Source organism: Allobosea sp. R86505 (assembly GCF_042466375.1).
GTDB lineage: Bacteria > Pseudomonadota > Alphaproteobacteria > Rhizobiales > Beijerinckiaceae > Allobosea.
In genome coordinates, this window is record NZ_JAXHPY010000002.1 from 17,870 (window position 1) to 38,417 (window position 20,548).

Consider the following 20,548-nt stretch of genomic DNA (forward strand, 5'->3'; position numbering starts at 1 on the left):
GAGGCTGCGGAGTGGCTCGTAAAAATCCATTCGCAAATTTGCTGGTCAAGGATATTCCTTCCGAGGAGCAGCCCGCGCTCGACTATGCGGTCAAGGGTGCGTCGAAATCCTTCCTGAATTCTCTTAACGAGATCACGGCACGCGCCGACAGGCTCATGGAAGGCGAGCCCATAGTCGAACTCGATCCCGATAGCGTCGATCCCTCCTTCATCAAAGATCGTCTCGAGGAGAACGAGCAGGATTTTAACGAGATCCTGGAAGCTATCCGCGCGCGCGGACAGGACAGCCCGATTTTGGTGCGCCCTCACCCGGCTTCGAGCGAGCGCTATATGGTGGTCTTCGGCCATCGTCGCCTGAAAGTAGCCAAGCTGCTGGGCCGCAAGGTCCGGGCCGTCATCAAGGAGATGAAGGACCGGGAACATGTCGTTGCCCAGGGTCAGGAGAATTCGGCCCGCGCGAATCTCTCCTTCATCGAGAAGGCGTTGTATGCCTCCGAATTGGCGAAGCTGCGTTATGACGATGACAACGCCATCGTCATGACCGCTCTTGCCCTGGACCGGTCGACCCTTTCGAAGATGCTCGCCGTCGCGGGCCTTCCAGAGAAGGTGCTGCGGGCAATCGGACCAGCGAAGGGCATCGGCCGCGATCGCTGGTATGAGTTGAAGCTCCTGCTCGAACGCCCATCGCATTACGATGCGGCTATCGCCGTGATCGAAGGCGAAGGCTTTGCTGAACTGCCCACCGAAGAGCGCTTCGCTGCGGTCGAACGCCGCCTGAAGACGAAACAGAGCCGCAGCCGCAGCGAGCCCCACAGGCAAAGTTGGGCACCGCACGACGGAGCCGTCGCGGCGGAGATGCTGGCGGAGGGGCGGAAATTCACTTTGGCCATCAAGGCCAAAGGACCGGATGCCAAAGCGTTCGGCCGTTATTTGTCCGATAATCTGGATCGTCTGTACGATGATTTCAGGCGTCGGGCGGGTGCAACCACAAACGGAGATTAGCCCGCAAAAGAAAAAGGCCCCCGAAACGACGTTCCGGAAGCCCTTCTCTGTGTCCTAAGCAAACACAGAATCGCACTTCCACGAATCACCGTCAAGAGTCTCTTGTGAGATTCAGCGCCGTTTCGGCGAGCCGATTTCCTTTGCCCTAAACGAGGCAAGGATCATGGAACCACGACTCTCGACGACGCCTTTTGGGCGGCGATCGCTGACGCTTGCCCATGTGGCAAGCCAGGCGAGCGCGAAAACGCGACCGCCTGAAAAAGCGGTCCACAAGTGGAATATCTTCCGAGCGATCTGCACGGCCAAGAACGCGCTCGGCGTACCTGAGCGCGCCTTGGCTGTCCTGGATGCGCTGCTGTCCTTCCACCCGGAGACCGTCCTGACAGGCGACGGATTGATCGTCTTTCCCTCGAACCACCAGCTCGGGTTGCGGGCGCATGGCATGCCGATGGCGACGCTCAGGCGCCATTTGGCGGCTCTGGTCGACGCAGGGCTGATCGTCCGGCGCGACAGCCCCAACGGCAAGCGCTACGCCCGCAAGGGCAGGGGAGGGGAGATCGAGTTCGCCTTCGGCTTCGACCTGGCCCCGCTCGTGGTGCGGGCGGAAGAATTCGAAGCGCTGGCGGACGAGGTCGAGGCGGAAGCACGGGCTTTGCGCCTGGTCAAAGAGCGCATCACGATCTGCCGGCGCGACATCGCCAAGATGATCGCGACGGGTCTCGAAGAGAGCGTCACCACACAGCAAGCCGGGCGCGGCCCGGCCGACTGGGCTGAGATCCACGGCCTTTATCGAGGCATCATGGCGCGGATTCCGCGCAGTCCATCGCGCCTGGCACTGGAACCGATTGCTGAGGAACTCTCGCTGCTTGCCGACGAGATCCTCAACCTGCTGGAAACTCATATTAAAACTCAAAATATGAGCAGCAATGAGTCTCAGAATGAGCGTCACATACAGAATTCAAATCCAGACTCCCTTTCTGATCTTGAACCTCGCTTTCCAGAAAGCAGGGGCGGCGGGTTGGAGCTTGTGCTTGAACCGAAGCGGATGCCGGAGGGGGCGTTCCCTCTTGGGATGGTTTTAGACGCCTGTCCTGACCTGCTCGACTATTCCAGGGGCAGGATCTCGAACTGGCGAGACTTCCTGGCAACGGCCGCGGTGGTGCGACCGATGTTGGGCATCAGCCCGAGTGCCTGGAACGAGGCCGCGGGCATCATGGGCGAAGTTCAGGCTTCGATCGTCGTGGCGGCTATTCTGCAGCGCGGTGAGGCGATCAGCAGCGCTGGCGGCTATCTGCGAGGGCTGACGCGAAGGGCCGAGGCCGGGGAATTCTCGCTCGGGCCAATGCTGATGGCACTGATCGGCAGCCGCAAGCGCGACAAGAAGCGAGCGTGACGGTGTGGATCAGGCTGTTCGGCCTTGCGTGCTGGCGGGCCTGCCTCGCTTGGAGAGGGGTTCTCGCTGAAAAGGCTGTCTCGGGAAAAGGATCTCGGTTCGACGGCGAGTAGGCCGATAGCGTCGTTTCAGTCGTGCTTTGGGCGTTTTCCAGGATTGGGCTTGGACGGGATTGCCGCTGCAGCCTCGCGCGCTTGCGTCTCTTTCTGCAGGCGCAATTCTCTTAGCCGGGCGGTGTTGGCGTCTCTGGTCTGGGCGATCGTATCGCTTTCGGACAGGATGCGGTCGCGCACCATCGATTGCGTCTGCGTCCTCAGAAACGCGTTATCGGCATCGATACGCTGCTTTGACTTTTCATTCATTCGGGAGCCTTCGAGATATTGCAGTGATCGCGCGCGGCGGGTGCGGCCGCCACCGCGACGAGGATAGACTGTTTCACAGCCTGCCGTCCCGCAGCTTTGGTAAGAGTGGCGCGGACTTGGTAGCAAGAGGTAGCTTGGGCATCTCGCACGAGAACCTTCAGGGATATCGCCGAAGCCGAATGCACTGACGAGAGCGTCACAGGCTCGGCGCCGATGTGGGTGACGTATCACCAACCTGAATCAATGCGGGCTGATCGATTCAGGCTTTGCGTTGGACCGATCCTGTCACGGCGCGCGAGATTTCGTGCATGGATGTCGCGCGCGAGACCACCACGGGTAAACTGCAGATGCTGGTGCTGGAGCGCCGGGACGAGGGCTGCAACATGGCGCGCTTCTATGTGCTGGCGATCGAACCAACGTTGTTTGGCGACACGGCTTTGATCCGCGAATGGGGGCGCATCGGAGCCAATGGGCGGCGTCGCCTCGATCTTCACGCCGATCATGCTGCGGCCGCTGAATCGCTCGACGTTTGGCTGACGCGTAAGGTGGCGCGAGGCTACCGACTTCGCTGATTGCGGCCTATGCGGAATAGGACTGCGAGGGGTAGGGACCGTCGATTGCGATCCGGCATAATCGCGTGAATGCTTGCCCTCTGGACAGTTTCAGATATTAGGGGCGCGATTTCCCCTGAATCAGCGAGATTTTCAATGACCAAGAACGAACTCATTGTAGCGGTTGCCGAAGGCACCGGCAAGACCAAGGCTGATGTCGCCGCCGTGTTGGCGTCCCTCGCCGAAGTCGCAGCGAAGACCCTGAAGGAAGGTGGCGACGTCACGCTCGGTGGTATCGGCAAGCTCACGGTCGCCAAGCGTGATGCGCGCGAGGCGCGCAATCCCTCGACCGGCGCGATGATCGACGTGCCCGCAAAGACCGTCGTCAAGTTCAAGGTTGCCAAGGATCTGGCCGACAGCGTCGCCTGATCTGATTTCGACACAGGTGAGGTGCCGAATCGGATGCGATCATCGCTCCGGTTCTGCACGGCTATCGCGTCTTGCACGCCCAATTTAGGTAGACCTTGGTCGGTGTTATAGATATCCCGGAGTTCGAGGAAATATCCCAGAACACTCCGGCGGCCTTGGAGAGAACAATGCCCGAAATCGACAACAATGCCGAGCTTCTTGAGCTAACGACCTCGATTGTTTCTGCCTATGTCTCGAACAATAACGTTCAGCCGGCCGACCTCGTCGGCTTGATCGCGAGCACCTATTCGGCGCTTGCGGGGCTTGGCTCGGAGGGGGCTCCTGCTCCTGCTGCCGCTCTTATTCCAGCCGTCCCGATTCGGAAGTCGGTCACGCCGGATGCGATCATCTGCCTGGAAGACGGCAAGAAGTTCAAATCTCTGAAGCGTCACCTCAACACCTCCTATGGTCTGTCGCCTGAACAGTATCGCGTAAAGTGGGGCCTGCCTGCGGACTACCCGATGGTCGCTCCCGCCTATGCCGAAGCGCGCTCCGCGCTCGCCAAGTCGATGGGGCTGGGCCGCAAGGCTGCGGTCGGCTCCGCGCCGAAGCCGGCACCTCGCGCGAAAACGGCGCGAGCCAAAGCATCGGCCTGATCCTCTCCGCAACGATCGGCTGCAGGAGAGGGGCTCCAGGCCCAGCGCTCATCTGTTAGCCGGTCGCCGCCGTTTGCGAAGGGGTGGCGCCTCAGATCGCCAGCCTTGCAGCCTTTCCCAGCGCCTGATCGGCGTCGTTATAGTACCGCGATGCCTGCTGAACCGACCGGTGCTGCGACTGGCGCATCGCCGCGGGCAGTGCGACGCCGTTCCGGGCTGCCTCGGTCAGGTAGCCTGACCTGAGGCCGTGAGCCGAAAACTCGACCGGATCGAGCCCGGCCAGGACGCAGCGGCGCTTCAGGATCAGATTGACCGCCTGGGGCGTCAGCACCCGGCCGTCGATCGCCTCCCAGCGGTCGATCGCCCGAAACACCGCCCCCTTCTTGATGTTGGCCCGCTCGATCCACTCGCGCAGGGCCGCGACCGGTGCGCCGATCAGCAGCACGCGCGCATCTTCGTCGGATTGTGTTGTCTTGGTTCGGCCGAGCGCGATCGCCAGGCAGGGCAGGCGAGGCGAGACGGGATCATCGGGATCGAGCGGCACATCGCCTTCCTCGCTCAGCTGCTCGAGCCGCAGGCGCGCCACCTCACTGCGCCGGCGCCCGCCCGACGCGAAAGCGACGAGCAGGATGGCGAGATCGCGGGTGTCGGCAAGACGGTCGCTCTGGCAGGTCGCGATCAGCCGGTCCAGAATGTCGCGCGTCACAGCGCGCTTGCTCTTGCGCCGGCGCGGTTTTGCGCTGGCCCTGATCGCCAGGCGCACGCTGGTGCGGATCGCCGGCGTGCCGAGTGGGCTCTCAAGCCCCTTCCAACGATGCAGCGTCGCCCAGTGAGCAAGGCGCCGTTTGACGGTGGAGCTCGCATGGGGCCCGTCGCTGCGCAGATGATCGCCGGCGCGCAGGGAAGCCTCGACGTCGGGCGGCATGCCATGGGCGGCGTCCTCCGCGCGACGCGCCGGATCCCAGAGGTGATGGGCGACGAATTTCAGCACTAAACCCTCAGGTGCCGGCCAGGGCAGGGGTGAGCCCGTCGCTGCGATGGACCAAGCCTCGAGATAGGCCAGATCGGAGGCGAGCGCTCGCAGCGAATTCTCGCCCATTCCCTCGCGGGCGAGGTGGCGCAGGGTCTCGACATCGTCGTCGGTCAGGATGGTCGTGAGTTTGTCGCGACGCTCCATCGGCAAAATGCCGGCCAGCGCGTCGAGCTGAAGGGCGCGGCGGTTCTCAAAGCCGCCGAGAGTGACGATGTCGGTCATGGGGAATTCTGTCCGATCGGCGCGCGAATCCGTCATGTATGGCGTTCGGGGACGATGGAGCCGGGATGGCAGATGAGATCGGTTTGCCCGAAGTCGTTGCCCTTGAACAGCATCGGCGCTTTGGCCGTGACCGCCACCGCATAGGAAAAGCAATCGCCCATGTTAAGCCCGGCGGGGTGGCGCCCCTTGCCGTAGCGCTGATAGGCGATCTCGGCCCCTTGGTAATGCTTGGCCTCGAAGGGCAGGGCGGTGACGTTGGGGGCCTCGGCGAGGCGCGCGACGATCTCGGCTGCATTCGCGAACCCCTTCGCGGCCAAAACCACCCGCGTCTCGAACAGGGTCGGCCAGCCGATCAGCAAAGGCTGATGGCGTAACAGGGCCTTGAAGGCGTCGGCCTCGGGTTCGTCGAGAGCGATGGCCAGAATGACGGAGGTATCGAGCGCGATCACCGCGGCAGGCCATGCTCGTCGTAGAGATCGTCATGGGCGGAACTTGCGCCCGCAGTGACACCGATCCGTCCCGCGGCGGCCAGATCCCAAACGATATCGATGGCAGCGGCGGGGGCGCCTGCGCGCAGTTCGCGATCGTAGCGCTCGAGCGCCTGCTCGACGAGGCGGTTCATCGACAGTCCCGTGCGTCGCGAAAGAGAGCGTGCGAGCGTCCTGGCTTTGGCGCTGCGAATGGAAAGCTGTGGTTCGGACATTCTGGGCGCCTTCGATCGCGTGGTCACGCGTCAAACCTAGCACGATGGCGGCTCAGCCAGCAAGAATTTGCTCCGAGATGGCTCACTATCGATAAGAGATAATTATCGATAGTGATGGACGAGCCCTGACAGGTGTTGATGTGAAACAAGCAAGTAGCTATTTGCATTGGGTAGGATAGATTTCGGGGTGTGAATTCAATTCGCTACGATCTCTCTCGCGTCGAGCGCCAAGCCCTGGTGTCGGACTGCGCCGCAGCCGCCGAGGCCGCGGCGATCGCGCTCGCCCGCTACGACGAGCGTTTGCTCCGCGCCGAGCCGTTTTTGGCTGAGGGGGTTCGCGAGCGCGGCCACGCCTTTGAAGCCCAGGCTTTGATCGGGCTTGCCGGCGGCATGTGTCCGCTCGAGGATCTCGTCTTGCACGACGCCGGCATGGATGTGCGCAGCCCGACCCGCGAGATCGCCCGGGCCGCCGCCATGCTCGACGAACGACGGCGCCTGGCCCGACGCGAGCCGGCCGAGGGGTTGAGCGAGAGTGCCCTGCGAATGCGGCTCGGCATCGAGGGATCACCGGACCCAGATCGGCCGGACAGGGTGCCGACCCCGTCGGGGACCGCGAGAAAGGTTGCGGCGCCATGGGACCGGATCGACGTTGAAGAGGACGATGACGACCATGCCGATGAGGATGATCTCGTCCGGAAGGAGGAGGACGATCACGGGGATCCGGCCTTTGCCGAAATTGACGCGCTGCTGGCGCGCACGCGAAAAAAGCTCGATGCCTGGAACGATTTGTCCTCCGACGAAGGTCGCAAAAACCTGATTTTGCGCGATCCCGGCTATGACGCGGCCGGGCGGCTTTCACGTTGGCAAGCGATCCTGGAGGAGGGCAGGGGACTGCCGGCAACCCTCGCCGCCGCGCTTGCGCTCGATGCCTGGCTGTGGCTCGAGCCGTCGGACCGCGCCGGCGAGCTCGGCTTTGCGCTTGCTGCGACCCTGTTGCGGCAGCGGGGGTTGGCCACGGCGCATTTGCCGGCGCTCGGGCTGGGGCTGAGGCGGGGGAAGTTCCGGTGGAGCCCGCATTTGGCGTTCAGCCTCCGGGTTAAGGGGCTGCTTGACGCCTTTACCGAGGCGGCTGCGTTCGGGCAGGCCGATCTTGATCGGCTGTCTCTGGCACGGACTGTGATGCTGCGGAGGTGTGAAAATAGAAGGGGGAATTCGAAGCTCGGCGAGCTGGTCGATCTGTTCGTCGCCTCGCCGCTCGTGACGGTGCAACTGGCGGCCGCGCGTCTGCAGGTCACACCACAGGCCGTCGAGGCGATGCTAAAGGGGCTCGGCGGCAGCCTGCCGCGCGAACTCACCGGCCGGAAGCGCTATCGCGCCTGGGGAATCTTATAGGCTCGGCTTTCATCCGACGCAGGTAAACTGCACGGAGTAGGTCGATCAGCATGCCGAGAGTGGCAGGCGCGCTCGCAGCTTGCCTTGAGCCTCAGATGAGGTTAGATTGAGCCTCAATTGAAATGGAGGCGGCGATGCTCGCATTCGGATCTGTCGCGGATATTCTTGGACTCCCGGCAAGGGAGATCGCCGCACGCTCGCCATTCGGCTTGATGTCTCGGATCGAAGATGGATTACCGGTCGGAGCGCTAGACCGAATGGCCCTTCTTCTGGCGCCAAGCGACGCACAGTTCAAATATCGTCTGGTGCCCAAGGCCACCTATGAGCGACGAAAGACAGCGCTCCGGCTGTCGTCGGACGAAGGGACCCGTCTGGCTCGGGTCGCACGCGTCTGGAGCCTGGCTCTCGATGTCTGGCGGACCGAAACGGAGGCGCGTGAATTTCTGTTTCGATCCCATTCGATGCTGGAGGACAAGCGCCCGATAGACGTCGTCATTCAAAGCGAGATCGGGGCCGAACTTGTCATGGATATCCTTGGCAGCCTGAAGTACGGCAGCGCTGCGTGACGGCTCAGCGTCTCGATCGCACGCTATTCAGCTTCAGGATTGGCGACCCAAACGGCACCTATTCAATCTTCGATGCAACAGGCTCGACGATTGCGCCCGGACGATGGAATACGCCTGGCAGTCCACTGATTTACAGCAGCGAACATTTCTCGACGGCGCTGCTCGAAAAACTCGTCCATGGCAGCGGGCGCCTGCCGCCCAACCAGCATCACATCGAAATCACGCTGCCAAAGGGGCTGTCCTACGAGATATTCTCGCCGCCATCCTTGCCGGGTTGGGACAGCATGCCTGCCGCAGCAAGCAAAACATTCGGTCAACAATGGTGTCAGGAGCGCAGAAGCGCGATTCTAATCGTGCCGAGCGTGGTGGCTAGACTCGACCGCAACGTGTTGATCAATCCAACCCATCCGGAATTCGGCACCATAACTGCGAGCCTGCACGAGCCCGTTTACTGGGATCGTCGGCTATTCGGATCGTGACGCCGGCCCAGACCTCAGTCGCCTAAGCTTCCGGAGGTCGCCCATTCCTGACGTTGGAGATGTATGCTTTCGGACAGTCCGGTTTTGTGGAACCGGTGACGGGGGGTATCGCCGCGTTGCCTGCATCTATTCTCGACAAGCTTCGCACCCTTGTAAGATCGCCTATGCAATCGCCACAAACGACCAGTTGGTCTCGCTCGCGGCCATGTCGATGAAGGCCCGGACTTTCGCCGAGAGCAGGCGTGCATTCGGGTAGACGAGTTGGATCGGCGAGGGCTCGCGTTCGAACTTCGGGAGCAGGATGCGAAGCGCTCCCGCCCTGATCGCGGCGGCCGCCTGATAGGCCAGGACCAGCGTCAGCCCGCCGCCGTCGATGGCGTGCTGAACCGCACTTTCGGCGCCGTTGGTGACGAAGCTCGGCACGATCCCGACCCGCAGCCGCGATCCCTCCTTCTCGAAGACCCATTCCAGCGCGGAATTGAAGCCGGCGAAATGGATGCAGCGATGCCTGGCGATGTCGGCCGGCGTCACGGGCTCGCCATTCCGGGCGAGATAGTCCGGCGAGGCGACGAGCACGCGGCGGGTCTCGCCGACGCGCCGCGACTTCAGGCTCGAATCGCCCAAATGACCGATGCGGACCGCGACATCGACGCCTTCGTCGACGAGGTTGACCAGGCGGTCCCCGAGGAGAAGCTCGCCCTGCACGGCAGGAAACCGCGACAGATAGGCCGAGAAGAGCGGGCCAACATGGAATCGCCCGAAGGCAAGCGGGGCCGACACGACCAGCCGGCCGGACGGCGCCGTGCGCGCCGCCTGCATCGAGGCATCGGCCTCCTCGAGCTCGGTCAGGATGCGGCGCGCCTGCAGCAGATAGCGCTCGCCTTCGTCGGTGAGCGTAACGGAGCGCGTGGTGCGCTGCATCAGGCGCACGTCGAGGTGAGCTTCGAGTGCCGCCACGAGTTGCGTCACGGCCGATGGCGACAGGCCGAGACGACGCGCGGCCGGAGCGAAGCCATGCAGTTCCGCCACTTTGACGAAGGCCGACAGGGTGGCGAAACGGTCCATTGCGATTACACCGCCTGACGCAATGATGAAGTGTTAAGTTAGATGATTATCATCATCGGGCGACATTGTCATTGTCTCGCTCAAGAGGCGGCCATCCCGGCGCGCCGCGAGGGAGACGACGATGTCGGCCATCCATACTCCATCCTCAATCGAAGCCGCGCCGGAAGCCGCGCGCCCGCTGCTGGCGGCTGTCGAAAAGCAGCTTGGCTCGGTTCCCAATTTGTTTCGCGTGGTCTCCAACTCACCCGCCGCGCTGGAAGGCCAGCTCGGGCTCAACGGCGCGCTGGGCAAAGGCGCGCTCGACGCCAAAACACGGGAGCGGATCGCGCTCGCCGTCGCGCAGGTCAACGGCTGCAGCTATTGCCTCGCCGCCCACAGCTATCTCGGCAGGACTCTCGCGAAGCTGGACGACGCCGAAATTCTCCGCAATCGGAATGGCCGGTCTCACGAACCGAAGGCCGATGCCGCGGTGCGCTTCGCCGTCTCCATCGTGACCGAGCGCGGCCATGTCGGGCCGGACGCTGTCCATGCCGTCAGGGCCGCCGGATACGATGATGGGGAGATCATCGAGATCGTCGCTCATGTCGCACTGAACACGCTGACGAACTACGTCAACGAGGTGGCCGGCACTGCGATCGACTTCCCGGCGGTCGATCTGCGGCTCGTCTCCTGAGCCGCGAAGCAGCCCCAACCATCCGATCACCATCGTGGCGACGCCGTCCCGGCCTTGAACGGGCCGGACGGCGGTTCGTGGGAACACTCCAATGACAGATCAAAGGATATCGAGCGACATCGCCTTCACGCCGGCCGTGAAGGCGATCCAGACCCGAAAGGGCTCGCGCGGAGGCTACCGCAAGATGGAGGAGCGCGGCGGCTGGCAGACGACGGTGACGCCAGAACTGGCCGCCTTCGCCGACGCGCGCGACAGCTTTTTCCTCGCGACGGCCAGCGCCGACGGCCAGCCCTATATCCAGCATCGTGGCGGGGCTGCCGGCTTCCTGCGCGTCATCGACGAGCACACGCTGGGCTTCGCCGATTTTCGCGGCAACCGCCAATATGTCAGCCTCGGCAACCTGTCGGAAAATCCGAAGGCCTATCTCTTCCTGATCGACTATGTCCGCCGCCAGCGCATCAAGATCTGGGGAACGGCGGAGGTCGTCGATGACGACCCGGATCTGCTGGAGCGACTGAGACCGCAGGGCTATGCCGGCACGCCCGAACAGGCGATCCTGTTTCGCATCGAAGCCTGGGACGCGAATTGCCCGCAGCATATTCCGCAACTGATCGCGGCGTCGCAGGTTGCCGACCTTCTCGCGGAGCGGGACGGACGCATCCTGGCGCTGGAGGCGGAGTTGGCGCGGGCAAGGGCGGGCTGACGGCGCGCACTCAGTCCTCCCGGGTCAAGGCCACCGCCAGTCGGCGGATGAAGGGCGCGGCGAAAATCACGACCGGCAGCATGACGCACCAGGCCAGAAGCCAGGATACGAGCCAGCGCAGCAGCAGGCCCGGCCCGCCATCGCCCGGAAACAGCGCGATGCCGGCCGCTATGGCCGAGGTCAGGCCCGATTGCAGGATGCCGAAAACATAGTGGCTGTAGCGCCTTGGTATCCCGAGCATCCGTCAGCATCCCAGTCGGCGTTCCGTGACCCATTGTCCCGGAGCGGCCCGCTTCCGCGCCCATCCGTGGCCGGCGGCATGTGACTTGCCTCGACCGGCCATGTCGCCCCGCCCAGCGAAAATGAGACCGCCATGCCGTCGACCTATGCCTTCATCGCCGGCACGAGCGGAGAATGGCGTATCCGCTCGATCGCTGGCTATCTCGGCGAGAGCCTTGGCCCCGCGCAAAAGCTCAGCCTACGCCTGGTCGAGCCGGGCATGGACGAGGCGGTGGCAAGCTGGCGACTTCTGGGAACGCTCAGCAATGTCCGCTATGCGACCCAGGCCGAGGTCGTGAGCCTGCGTCGACGTCAGGAGCCTCTGCAAAGGCCGCAGGCGAGCCGCGCGGCCCTGATCCCGATCCGGAAATCGGCCACGTGGTGGGAACTGGCGCAGGATGAGCGGCGCGCGATCTTCGAGGAGACGTCGCAGCACACCCGCATCGGCCTCGACTATCTCCCCGCTGTCGCGCGGCGGCTGCATCACAGCCGCGATCTCGGCGAGCCCTTTGACTTCCTGACCTGGTTCGAGTTCGCGCCCGAGCACGAGCCCGCTTTCGATGAATTGCTCGCGCGGCTGCGCGCGACCCGCGAATGGGACTACGTCGAGCGCGAGGTCGATGTGCGGCTCGAGCGGGACCATCTCGCCTGAGCCGCTAAAGGTCAGACGCGGCCCGAGACCGGAATGAACGCGCCGGTGACGCCGCTGGCGTCCTCCGCCAGCAGAAATGCGATGGCGTCGGCGATCTCGCGCGGCTGCACCCAGGCCTTGTGATCGGCGTCGGGCATGGCGGCGCGGTTCTGCGGCGTGTCGATGATGCTCGGCAGGATCGCGTTGACTCGGACGCCGACGGCTTTCATTTCGTCGGCAAAGCTTTCGACTAGGCGATGCACCGCGCTCTTGGCTGCGGCGTAGGCTGAGAGGCCCGATGGCGCCTTGATCGCCGCGCCGGCGCCGATGGCGACGAGGCTGCCGCGCCCTGAGGCCTGCATGGGCGCCAGCGCGGCGCGGAACATGTTGAGCGTGGTCAGGACATTGAGCCGGTACATCTGCTCCCAGAGCTCTGGCCCGCCCTCGGTCGCGCCAGCCGAGGCGAAGCCGCCGACCGTATGGGCGACGCCGTCGATCCGGCCGTAGCGGGCGAGACCCGCCTGGACCGCCGCCTCGCAGGCGGCGGGATCGAACAGGTCAAGGTCGGCCAAAACGAGATGGCGGTCCTGTCCGCCGAAGGGCTTCAGGATGTCGTCCATCGCGGATGCCTGTCGGTCGACCGCGATGATGCGGTCGCCGCGCCCGGCTAGCGTCGTCAGCAGCGCCCGCCCGACATTGCCGGCTGCGCCGGTGACGATCACGATGGGGGATGTATCGGTCATGGCTGGTCCATTCGCTGTCTCGTTTCAGGGATGAGGGGCGGCGCTGGCGAGCAGCCTGCCGGCGAGCGCATCGCCAAGCCCGAGTGCGACAAGGGTGAGGCCGAGCCTGACCAGCAGTTGCAATTCGCCGACGCCGACCATGCCGGCGACAGGCGCGGAGCCGACAAAGACGCCATAGGCGAAGGCGAAGGCGAGAAGGGTCGCCGCCATGCGCGCCAGCCGTGACATCACAGCCGCCTCACCCGTTGCGCGTCGAGACGCAGCACAAGCACATTGCCGACCCGCTCGACCTCGCCCTCCAGCTCGACGGGGATGGCGACCGCATCCCGGATCGCCGACGGCGGCGGGCCGCCATCGGGGCCGGCCAGCAGCAGATAATGGCTGCCGGCGACGGGATCCTTCGTCACCAGGATCGCCGGCAGGTCGCCGATCAGGCAGAGATTGGCGCAGGCCTTGTGCGCAACGCCGGAGCCCGGGCGCATCGCGCCCGCATAGCATTTGCCGTCGCAGATCTCGCCGGCGATGCGCCAGCGCCACAGCGGCTCGCGCCCGGCGGGCGAGAGACCGACGGCGTCATCCAGCGGTCTGACCGACCCGTCGACGACCAGCATCTCGATCGCGCCGCGACGTAGCACGCTGCCGCGCAGTTCGGCCGGTCCGGCCTTGCCCGACCATTCGGGCGCGCGCTTGCCGTCGCCAGACAGCAGCATCACCCGCCCGCGCGGATGAACCGCGCTGGGCGGAAGATGAAGAACCGGGTAGCCGATGCGCGAAAGATAGCCGCGCAGGATCTGCTCGCCGCCCCAGTCGTCGGGCCTGACCGGTCCACCAGCGGCGTCGCGCTCGCCGAGCCGGAGCAGGCCCGCGGCGGGGTCGTCGGCCTGGCTGCCGAGGCCGAAGCCGATCAGCGCCATGCCGGCGATGCAGAGCACCGCCACCAGGCCGAGAAAACGGGCGAGGCGCGGGCCGGCCTTCCCGCTCCAGCCGATGAAGAACTCGTCCTGCCCGGTCTCGCGCATCACGGCGTCTCCACGGGGATGGCGAGCGGTTGCGTCGCCGTTCCGAGCGGGTTCGGACGCGGATCGAGCAGGATCGTGCGGCCATCGAGCCTGATCGTATAGGTCGCGACGCGCTCGGTGAACGGAGCCGGCGCGCAGCCGTCACGCAGGCGGTATTCGTAGCCATGCCAGGGGCAGACGACGCAGCCATCGCGCAGCCGGCCCTCGCCGAGAGGGCCATTCTGATGGGCACAGAGATTGCTGATCGCCGAGAGCGCGTCGTTCTCGCGGAAGATCGCAACCGAGGAGCCGTCCGCGAGCGGGACGACCAGGCCGCGCCCGGCCGGGACGTCGCCGATCATGCCGGCCACAATACAGTCAGGCTCGGCGTCCGATGCCGGTGCTACCCGGTCACGCTTGCACTCCCGCCATGCCGCGCTCAGATGCAGCGCCAGCAGCGCGCCGGCGCCGCCGATGACCAGCGCAGGCAGGCCGGCATTGCGCGCGTCCTGCAGCGCGCCGAAGGCGACATGGGCCACCACCAGCGCATAGGCCGCGTAGATGGACATATGGATCGACTTCCAGACCGGCGGGGTCAGGAAGTTCAGCCAGAAATCATGGCTGGTCGCGGCCAGCACAAGCAGAATGACGAAAGCCGCCAGACCCAGCGGAATGAAGGGGAAGCCGCGCAGATCGCCATAGGCCGCGTCGGTCGCAAACAGCGCGACCCAGGGCGAAAGCGGGCTGTAGGCGAAATACCAGTCAAGCACCGCGATCAGGTGGCTGGCCGCCACGGCGCAGGTGATGACGCCGAAATGCCGCCGGTTGTAGAGCAGCGGCAGGAAGCGGGCGTCGAGCCGGGCGAGCGGCCCGATCATCAAAACGAGCGTCAACAGGAGAAAGGCGCAGGTGCCATAGGCGCGGATCGCCAGCGACTGGTCGTCGAGCAGCGTGCCGGGCAGTCGCGTGCGCGGCGCAAACCGCATGAAGGCGATCAGATAAAGGGCGACGCCTGCGAGCAGGACCGCATCGTAGACGATCTTGCTGCGCGTCCAGCCGACGGGGCGATAGGTGACGCTCATTCGCCAAGCCCGGATGGAGCGGGACCGATCCGCACCGAGGAGGATGCGGGGACGTCATGCTGCCGCAGCATCAGCGCCGTGCCGAGAATCACGATAAGCCCCAGCGCGAGCCCGCTCCAGATCGCGGCATGGGCGCGCTTGTGGCGACGCTTCAGCGAGGGCTGCGTTTCAGCCTGCGGCGCATCAAGCCAGCGCCAGATCACCAGCGGCCAGAGCAGGACGAGCCCCGGCAGCAGCAACGGCCGAAAGCCATAGGCGCCGCGCGCCGAGGCATCGACCCTGTCGATCCCGAAGAGCAGGAAGGCCACGCCGATGCACAGGCCGGCAAGAAGCCAGGCCTGACCCAGCATGACGGTGATGGCGGCCCCCGTCATCGACCGCCTCAACTCGCGTCGGCCACGGCCGGCCGGCTTTGCGCCAGCAGGCTCGTCTGCGCCCGGCCATTGGTCGCCCAGCCGCCGTCGAACACCCGCGCGCCGAGTTCGTCGGGCATCGGCGTGAGCCAGGGACTTTCCGACAGCGCCGCGCGCGCATCGAGCAGACCCTGCGCCCAGCGCGCCTCCATGGTCGCGGCGCTGAACTCGTAGTCCTTCGACTGGCCCTGCGGCTCGGTGGGGCGATAGCTCAGCCTGACGATGTCCATTCGCGTGACGCAGCCGAACTCGTAGAGGAACTGCGCTTCCTTGCTCGCGCGCAACTCCTCGGGCAGGCGATCGATCAGGCTGTTGATGTTGTGCCGCACATCATGGATGACGCGCGCCATGTCGGTCGCGGTGCGCGTCCGGCTGGAGTAGCGGATGTCCTTCTCGCGCTCGATGGCGCTCTCCAGATCGACCGGAAGCGGGCCTTCTGCATTGAAGACGTCGACCTGAAAGGTCAGCCGGCTGCGGCGCGGCACATAATCGAGAACATATTGCAGCGGCGTGTTGGAGACGAGGCCGCCATCCCAGTAGTGCTCGCCGTCGATCTCGACCGGCGGAAAACCGGGCGGCAGCGCCCCGCTCGCCATGACATGCTCCGGCCTAATCCTGATCTCGCGGCTGTCGAAATAGGCGAAATCGCCGCTGCGGACATTGGCCGCGCCGACGCTGAAGCGGGTTTCGCCGGAGTTGAGGCGATCGAAATCGATGAAGGCCTCCAGCGTACTCCGCAGCGCCTTCGTATCGTAGAAGCTGACGGGCGAGCCGAACCAGTCGGTGAGCGGCCGTGGGGCGAAGAAGCCCGACTGCCCGAACATCAGAGCGCTGGTGGCGTGCCAGCGCCGACTCGCGGCTTCCGAGAACGGCATGAACGGAAAGCTGGTCGCGGGCGCGGTGATCGTCTCCCAGAAGCCACGCAGCCGGCCGATCCGCTCGGAGGGCGCATTGCCCGCGATGATGGCCGCGTTGATCGCGCCGATCGAGATGCCCGCGACCCAGTCGGGATGATAGCCCCCCTCGGCCAGCGCCTCATAGACTCCGGCCTGATAGCTCCCGAGCGCGCCGCCGCCCTGCAGCACCAGCCCGAGCTTCTTGTCGAAATCCGCCGGTCTGGCCCGCACCGCTTGCGTCATGACGATGGAACTCCGGTGACGTTGACGAACCCGAACCGCGAAACTTGAGTGTGGGTTCTCATCGCCGCGCCGCGCCCGAATCGAGCCGCTCGAAGAGCCAGACGGCGACCGCGCCGTAAATCACATGGCCGACGAAGCTCATATAGGAGAGCTCGCCGCCCTCCCCCAGCAGATAGAAGGACAGCCCTCCGATCGGCGCCATCAGGCCCAGCGCGTTGAACCAGGTGAAGTTGCCCCAGGTGATGGCGTCGGCGATCAGCGTGTCCCGGTTGATCCAGCGCGTGGCGATGAGACCGACGGCGGCCGTCCAGAAGACGAAATGGATCGGCGCGAACGTGCCGGACGCGATCAGGGCGGCGACGCCCGCGCTGAAGGTCACGAAGACGATCGCGTCGAGCACGACCGGCCAGCGCGGAACGAGGCGCGAGATGACGAAATAGGCGACGGGATAGCCGACGATGCCGACCCCGTAATGCAGAGCTTCCCGGAGCAGATAGGGAACCGACAGACCCAGCCGATGCTGGGCGATGGCGTCGATCAGGCCTGCAGGCTCCAGAGGATAGCCCAGCACCGCTTTGGTCAGGACGCGCGCCCAGACCTCCCAGATGAGCAGGCCCGCCAGGCCGCCGGCGAACAGATGCATCAGGGTTCGCATGGCGGGAATGGCGGGTCTGGCTTCGGCCGTCATCGTCATCGTCGATCTCCGTCAATTCGCTCGTGCGGCGAGGTCGGCTGTGCTTGTGGCCGTCAGCGCGAGTTGGTGCGCCACGAAGCTGTCATCCGCCTTGTTGCGTCGTCGCACCGCCAGAACCTGCCGCAGCCCCGCGACATCGCCGGAATCGCGCGCGATAAGCGCCAGCGACCTCAGAAAGACATCGCGCTGGGCGTGGCTCCCGCCAAGGCGATGCAGGCGACGCGCAAGCAAGCCGACCGGCGCCTGCTGTCCACCACTGAGCGCCGATTGCAGCAAGGCATGCGCCAGCTCCGAGCCGACATTGCGCGCGACATTCGCCTGATCGGTGGTTGTGCGGCTCCTGTCATGGATCAGTTCGGCCATGTCCGAGGCTTCGTCCAGCCGTCCGGCCGCGATCTGGGCGATGAGGACATGGAGCTGCGCGAAGACGAGCGTCGCGCTTCGGGCATGGGTGTCGCCGACCGCCGCGAGGGCATTCCACCGGCCTGAACCGGGGTCGACGCCGAGCTGTCGCAGCCGCCAGAGGATCGAGGCCGCATTGGCGAAGTCGCGGCAATCCCCGGAGAGATCATTGGCGATGTCCCGGTCGTAGACCGCCAGCACGGCGTCGTGGTCACCCTTTTCAAGCTCGAACAGCGCCAGATGCCAGGCGACATGCCGCGAGAAGTTGTTGCAGCGCGACCAGATGAGGCGGTTGCCCTCCAGCCAGGCGATGCCGTCGGCCGTCTGGCCGCGCATTTCGTAGACATGAGCCACCGCATGCAGCCCCCAGGCATCGTCGGGGCAGAGTTCGAGCGCCCGCCGGCCTACGCGTTCGGCCTCGTGCAGCCGTCCGACCTCCTCCAGCCCGAAGGCATGGCAGCCGAGGAGATAGCCGTAGCCGGCATTGCCCGGTTCGCAATCGACGCTCAGGCGGGCGGTCAGGCTGACCATGCCGTCGGCATCGCCGATCAGGAACCGGAACGCATGCGAGAGCTTGGCCGCCACGAAGGCGTTGGGGTCGCCGTACAGGTAGTCGTCGAGGCTGTCGCCCGCGGCCCGCAGCCGCCCTTCGACGGCATGATCGAGCGCCGTGACCAGCGCCCGCTCGAAGCCCGTCCCCCCGTCGTTTGCCGCGAGCGCCGCGCGGCCCCGGGCGAGCTTGGCCCGGGCGCCGGCGAGATGGTCCTCGCTCGCCAGAATGACATCGGCGAGGCCCGACAGCGCATGAGCGGCGGTCAGTCCCGGATCGGCGTTCAGGGCGGCTTCGAGATGCATCGATGCGTGGGGCCTGTGGCTGGCGAGCGCCTTGACCGCGGCTGCGAACGCCGCGACCGCGACGGTGTGTCCGGTCGCATGCTCCGACCCGAACGCGTCGATCATATCGCGCTCCGGCAAGGCAGAATCGTCCAAATGAACAAGGCTAGGGCACCAAACATCACGACTGCGTTCCTCGCGGGCCTTTTGCACTTGCGAGAGGCTAGCGGAACGCAAATCATGTTTCGATGACGTGAGGTCGCCATCTTGCGGCGAAGTCGGGCGGTGATGCAGCAAGATCGCGCGTCGCGATAATCGGGCTCTTCTTTGCGCGCGGAGAGCATCGCTATGGTCGGTCAAGGGAGGAGATCGATGCATCCGCAGTCCAGCACGGCATCTTGCCGCGAGCCCCGGTCATTCGCCGACTTCTACCGGTCGTCGGCCTATTCCCGGTTTCCGCAGGAACACCGCTCCCATGCCTGGAGCGGCTTCAAGGCGTTCATCGTCGACCAGAAACCTCACGACTTCACCGACATCGCGTCGTCCGACTGGGTGCTCGGCCTCCCCCTCAGGGCCGCCTGCCCGACCCGCTTCGACTATGGCGATGGCTGGCGGCAGCGGCAGCGCGGACGCGGCGATTTCCTGCTGGTCCCTCCCGGCACGGAGGTCCGCTACGAGATCGCCGGGCCGACGCGCCTGCTGGTGCTGACCTGGGCCGGCGGCGTGCTGACCGATCTCGACGACGAACTCTTTGCGGATGAGGAGGCGGCGCTGAGGCCCCTGATCGGGCGCTATTTCAAGAACAACGTCGTCGAGCAGGTCTGCCGGACGCTCTGGGTCGAGATGGCGCGCAACGACGCCGCATCGCGCCTGTTCCTCGACAGCGCCTTGTCGCAACTGGCGGGCAGCCTGTTGCGATGCGCGGCCCGGCAGACCGAGAAGACCGCCTATCGCCGGATCGAGGTCAGGCGGGTGCTGGCGTATATCGAGGGCAATCTCGAACAGGACCTGTCGCTGAAGGAGCTGTCGTCGGTGGCCGGCCTGAGCCTGTTCCACTTCGTGCGCGAGTTCCATGCCCAGATGGGGGACTCGCCCTATCGGTTCATCCAGAAGCGGCGCGCCGAGCGCTCCCTGCGGCTGCTGGCGCGCAAGGATATGCCGGCCGACGAGATCGCCCGGCAATCGGGCTTTTCGAGCGTCCGCGCAATGCGCGCCATGGTGCGGCGGCACGGCCCAGCTCAGGGCGCATCATGAGCGCGGTCCAGTCAGCGGGAGCACAGCGGCTATGACCTATTGCCTCGGCATCTGGCTGCCGGCCGGGCTTGTGCTGGCGTCCGATTCCAGAACCAGCGCCGGCGTCGACCAGATCGCGACGGTCAAGAAGCTGGCGGTGTTCGAGCAGCAAGGCGAGCGCATGATCGCGATCCTCTCGGCCGGGAACCTCGCGACGACACAGGCCGTCATCAGCACGATCCGCCAGAACGCCGGCCAGGCAGCCAATCGGCTCGGCCTCCACGGCGGCGCCGTCGAATGGTCGGCCGCCGACATCATGACCGCGCGCAGCCTGTTCGACGTCGCCCAGATCGTCGGCGCGATCCTGCGCGAGGTGATGCGCGCCAATCGTAGTTTCGTCGAACCCTATGGCGATCCCGGCGCGAGTTTCCTCGTCGGCGGTCAGATCGTCGGCGACAAGCATCGGCTGTTCCAGATCTATTCGGCGGGGAACTTCGTCGAGGCGTCGAGCCGGAACACGTTTCTGCAACTTGGCGAGACCAAATACGGCAAGCCGATCCTCGACCGGGCGCTGACCACGGAAAGCGGCCTCGACGAGGCGGCCAAGCTCGCCCTCTTGTCTTTCGACGCCACGATCCGCAGCAACCTGTCGGTCGCGCCGCCGATCGACCTGCTGCGCTATGAGACAGGCAGCCTCGCGGCCCGCCAGATCGCCAAGTTCACGGCGCAGCACCCGTACTGGGCCGATCTGCGCGATCGCTACAGCACCGGTCTCGGCAGGCTCGTCGAGAGCCTGCCGGAGCCCGTTTTCGAGCCGGCGGCCGGACATGGCGACATCGAAGCGTCGCGCGCCGCCTCGTAGCTTGATCGTGCTGGGCCGCTCCTGCGAAAAA

The 20,548-nt window shown here is 65.3% G+C and carries 27 protein-coding genes; 13 read left to right on the plus strand and 14 right to left on the minus strand.

What is annotated here, in order from left to right:
- Nucleotides 1-11: 11 nt before the first annotated feature.
- Both repB and repC read left to right on the plus strand, forming a co-directional pair.
- The gene (gene repB, locus SJY11_RS24090; protein ID WP_376989432.1) at nt 12-1,001 is read left to right on the plus strand and encodes a plasmid partitioning protein RepB; all 990 of its coding nucleotides are present in this window, start codon (nt 12-14) and stop codon (nt 999-1,001) included.
- Between the two features lie 163 nt (nt 1,002-1,164).
- Nucleotides 1,165-2,394, plus strand: a complete 1,230-nt coding sequence (gene repC, locus SJY11_RS24095) for a plasmid replication protein RepC (protein ID WP_376989433.1) — start codon at nt 1,165-1,167, stop codon at nt 2,392-2,394.
- Between the two features lie 128 nt (nt 2,395-2,522).
- Here the strand turns inward: repC and SJY11_RS24100 are convergent, their stop codons facing one another.
- Entirely contained in the window at nt 2,523-2,756 is a 234-nt protein-coding gene (locus SJY11_RS24100; protein WP_376989434.1) for a hypothetical protein, read from the minus strand.
- 308 nt (nt 2,757-3,064) lie between these two features.
- Between SJY11_RS24100 and SJY11_RS24105 the strand changes: the two genes are divergently transcribed.
- The 3 genes from SJY11_RS24105 (at nt 3,065) to SJY11_RS24115 (ending at nt 4,371) form a co-directional block, all read left to right on the plus strand.
- Entirely contained in the window at nt 3,065-3,328 is a 264-nt protein-coding gene (locus tag SJY11_RS24105; protein WP_305682610.1) for a WGR domain-containing protein, read from the plus strand.
- Nucleotides 3,329-3,463: 135 nt separating this feature from the next.
- Nucleotides 3,464-3,736, plus strand: a complete 273-nt coding sequence (locus SJY11_RS24110) for an HU family DNA-binding protein (protein WP_376989435.1) — start codon at nt 3,464-3,466, stop codon at nt 3,734-3,736.
- A gap of 167 nt (nt 3,737-3,903) precedes the next feature.
- Nucleotides 3,904-4,371: a Ros/MucR family transcriptional regulator gene (locus tag SJY11_RS24115; protein WP_376989436.1), complete on the plus strand. Its 468-nt coding sequence runs from the start codon at nt 3,904-3,906 to the stop codon at nt 4,369-4,371.
- A 91-nt stretch (nt 4,372-4,462) separates the two neighbouring features.
- On the opposite strand, the gene SJY11_RS24120 is transcribed toward SJY11_RS24115, so the two are convergent.
- Genes SJY11_RS24120 through SJY11_RS24130 form a run of 3 tightly spaced genes read right to left on the minus strand, consistent with a single transcriptional unit; the run spans nt 4,463 to nt 6,329 of the window.
- Nucleotides 4,463-5,626: a tyrosine-type recombinase/integrase gene (locus SJY11_RS24120; protein WP_376989437.1), complete on the minus strand. Its 1,164-nt coding sequence runs from the start codon at nt 5,624-5,626 to the stop codon at nt 4,463-4,465.
- 32 nt (nt 5,627-5,658) lie between these two features.
- Nucleotides 5,659-6,075, minus strand: a complete 417-nt coding sequence (locus tag SJY11_RS24125; RefSeq protein WP_376989438.1) for a type II toxin-antitoxin system VapC family toxin — start codon at nt 6,073-6,075, stop codon at nt 5,659-5,661.
- Nucleotides 6,072-6,329, minus strand: a complete 258-nt coding sequence (locus SJY11_RS24130; protein ID WP_376989441.1) for a type II toxin-antitoxin system VapB family antitoxin — start codon at nt 6,327-6,329, stop codon at nt 6,072-6,074. The genes SJY11_RS24125 and SJY11_RS24130 overlap by 4 nt, the downstream gene beginning before the upstream one ends.
- A 189-nt stretch (nt 6,330-6,518) precedes the next feature.
- On the opposite strand from SJY11_RS24130, the gene SJY11_RS24135 reads away from it, so the two are divergent.
- From SJY11_RS24135 to SJY11_RS24145, 3 genes are all read left to right on the plus strand, one after another.
- Nucleotides 6,519-7,721, plus strand: coding sequence for an RHE_PE00001 family protein (locus SJY11_RS24135; protein ID WP_376989442.1), 1,203 nt, complete (start codon nt 6,519-6,521; stop codon nt 7,719-7,721).
- 134 nt (nt 7,722-7,855) lie between these two features.
- The gene (locus SJY11_RS24140; RefSeq protein ID WP_376989443.1) at nt 7,856-8,287 is read left to right on the plus strand and encodes an antitoxin Xre-like helix-turn-helix domain-containing protein; all 432 of its coding nucleotides are present in this window, start codon (nt 7,856-7,858) and stop codon (nt 8,285-8,287) included.
- Entirely contained in the window at nt 8,284-8,766 is a 483-nt protein-coding gene (locus SJY11_RS24145; protein ID WP_376989444.1) for an RES family NAD+ phosphorylase, read from the plus strand. Before SJY11_RS24140 ends, SJY11_RS24145 begins: the two co-directional genes overlap by 4 nt.
- Nucleotides 8,767-8,928: 162 nt before the next feature.
- Here SJY11_RS24145 and SJY11_RS24150 read toward each other — a convergent pair whose 3' ends face one another.
- Nucleotides 8,929-9,831, minus strand: a complete 903-nt coding sequence (locus SJY11_RS24150) for a LysR family transcriptional regulator (RefSeq protein WP_376989445.1) — start codon at nt 9,829-9,831, stop codon at nt 8,929-8,931.
- Between the two features lie 121 nt (nt 9,832-9,952).
- Here SJY11_RS24150 and SJY11_RS24155 point away from each other — a divergent pair, with 121 nt between their 5' ends.
- Nucleotides 9,953-10,504, plus strand: a complete 552-nt coding sequence (locus tag SJY11_RS24155) for a carboxymuconolactone decarboxylase family protein (protein ID WP_376989446.1) — start codon at nt 9,953-9,955, stop codon at nt 10,502-10,504.
- A gap of 91 nt (nt 10,505-10,595) precedes the next feature.
- The gene (locus SJY11_RS24160; protein WP_376989447.1) at nt 10,596-11,207 is read left to right on the plus strand and encodes a pyridoxamine 5'-phosphate oxidase family protein; all 612 of its coding nucleotides are present in this window, start codon (nt 10,596-10,598) and stop codon (nt 11,205-11,207) included.
- Between the two features lie 10 nt (nt 11,208-11,217).
- Here SJY11_RS24160 and SJY11_RS24165 read toward each other — a convergent pair whose 3' ends face one another.
- The gene (locus SJY11_RS24165; RefSeq protein WP_376989448.1) at nt 11,218-11,448 is read right to left on the minus strand and encodes a DUF2798 domain-containing protein; all 231 of its coding nucleotides are present in this window, start codon (nt 11,446-11,448) and stop codon (nt 11,218-11,220) included.
- A 132-nt stretch (nt 11,449-11,580) separates the two neighbouring features.
- On the opposite strand from SJY11_RS24165, the gene SJY11_RS24170 reads away from it, so the two are divergent.
- Nucleotides 11,581-12,138 carry a chlorite dismutase family protein gene (locus tag SJY11_RS24170; protein WP_376989449.1) on the plus strand — a complete coding sequence of 186 codons (558 nt, stop codon included), beginning with the start codon at nt 11,581-11,583 and terminating at the stop codon, nt 12,136-12,138.
- An 11-nt stretch (nt 12,139-12,149) separates the two neighbouring features.
- Here the strand turns inward: SJY11_RS24170 and SJY11_RS24175 are convergent, their stop codons facing one another.
- Genes SJY11_RS24175 through SJY11_RS24210 form a run of 8 tightly spaced genes read right to left on the minus strand, consistent with a single transcriptional unit; the run spans nt 12,150 to nt 18,548 of the window.
- A complete protein-coding gene (locus tag SJY11_RS24175) occupies nt 12,150-12,860 on the minus strand; it encodes an SDR family NAD(P)-dependent oxidoreductase (protein WP_376989450.1) in 711 nt (236 codons plus the stop codon).
- 24 nt (nt 12,861-12,884) lie between these two features.
- Nucleotides 12,885-13,088, minus strand: coding sequence for a hypothetical protein (locus tag SJY11_RS24180; protein ID WP_376989451.1), 204 nt, complete (start codon nt 13,086-13,088; stop codon nt 12,885-12,887).
- Nucleotides 13,088-13,879, minus strand: coding sequence for a hypothetical protein (locus SJY11_RS24185; protein ID WP_376989452.1), 792 nt, complete (start codon nt 13,877-13,879; stop codon nt 13,088-13,090). The genes SJY11_RS24180 and SJY11_RS24185 overlap by 1 nt, the downstream gene beginning before the upstream one ends.
- Nucleotides 13,879-14,940: a Rieske 2Fe-2S domain-containing protein gene (locus SJY11_RS24190; protein ID WP_376989453.1), complete on the minus strand. Its 1,062-nt coding sequence runs from the start codon at nt 14,938-14,940 to the stop codon at nt 13,879-13,881. The genes SJY11_RS24185 and SJY11_RS24190 overlap by 1 nt, the downstream gene beginning before the upstream one ends.
- On the minus strand, nt 14,937-15,314 hold the full coding sequence (locus SJY11_RS24195) for a hypothetical protein (RefSeq protein ID WP_376989454.1): 378 nt from the start codon (nt 15,312-15,314) through the stop codon (nt 14,937-14,939). Before SJY11_RS24195 ends, SJY11_RS24190 begins: the two co-directional genes overlap by 4 nt.
- An 8-nt stretch (nt 15,315-15,322) precedes the next feature.
- Nucleotides 15,323-16,492 carry a DUF3734 domain-containing protein gene (locus SJY11_RS24200; RefSeq protein ID WP_376989455.1) on the minus strand — a complete coding sequence of 390 codons (1,170 nt, stop codon included), beginning with the start codon at nt 16,490-16,492 and terminating at the stop codon, nt 15,323-15,325.
- Between the two features lie 58 nt (nt 16,493-16,550).
- Nucleotides 16,551-17,186 carry a hypothetical protein gene (locus SJY11_RS24205; protein WP_376989456.1) on the minus strand — a complete coding sequence of 212 codons (636 nt, stop codon included), beginning with the start codon at nt 17,184-17,186 and terminating at the stop codon, nt 16,551-16,553.
- Between the two features lie 12 nt (nt 17,187-17,198).
- Nucleotides 17,199-18,548: a tetratricopeptide repeat protein gene (locus SJY11_RS24210; RefSeq protein ID WP_376989457.1), complete on the minus strand. Its 1,350-nt coding sequence runs from the start codon at nt 18,546-18,548 to the stop codon at nt 17,199-17,201.
- Nucleotides 18,549-18,794: 246 nt separating this feature from the next.
- Here SJY11_RS24210 and SJY11_RS24215 point away from each other — a divergent pair, with 246 nt between their 5' ends.
- A complete protein-coding gene (locus SJY11_RS24215; RefSeq protein WP_376989458.1) occupies nt 18,795-19,676 on the plus strand; it encodes a helix-turn-helix domain-containing protein in 882 nt (293 codons plus the stop codon).
- Nucleotides 19,677-19,707: 31 nt separating this feature from the next.
- Nucleotides 19,708-20,517, plus strand: a complete 810-nt coding sequence (locus SJY11_RS24220; protein ID WP_376989459.1) for a proteasome-type protease — start codon at nt 19,708-19,710, stop codon at nt 20,515-20,517.
- Nucleotides 20,518-20,548: the final 31 nt, after the last annotated feature.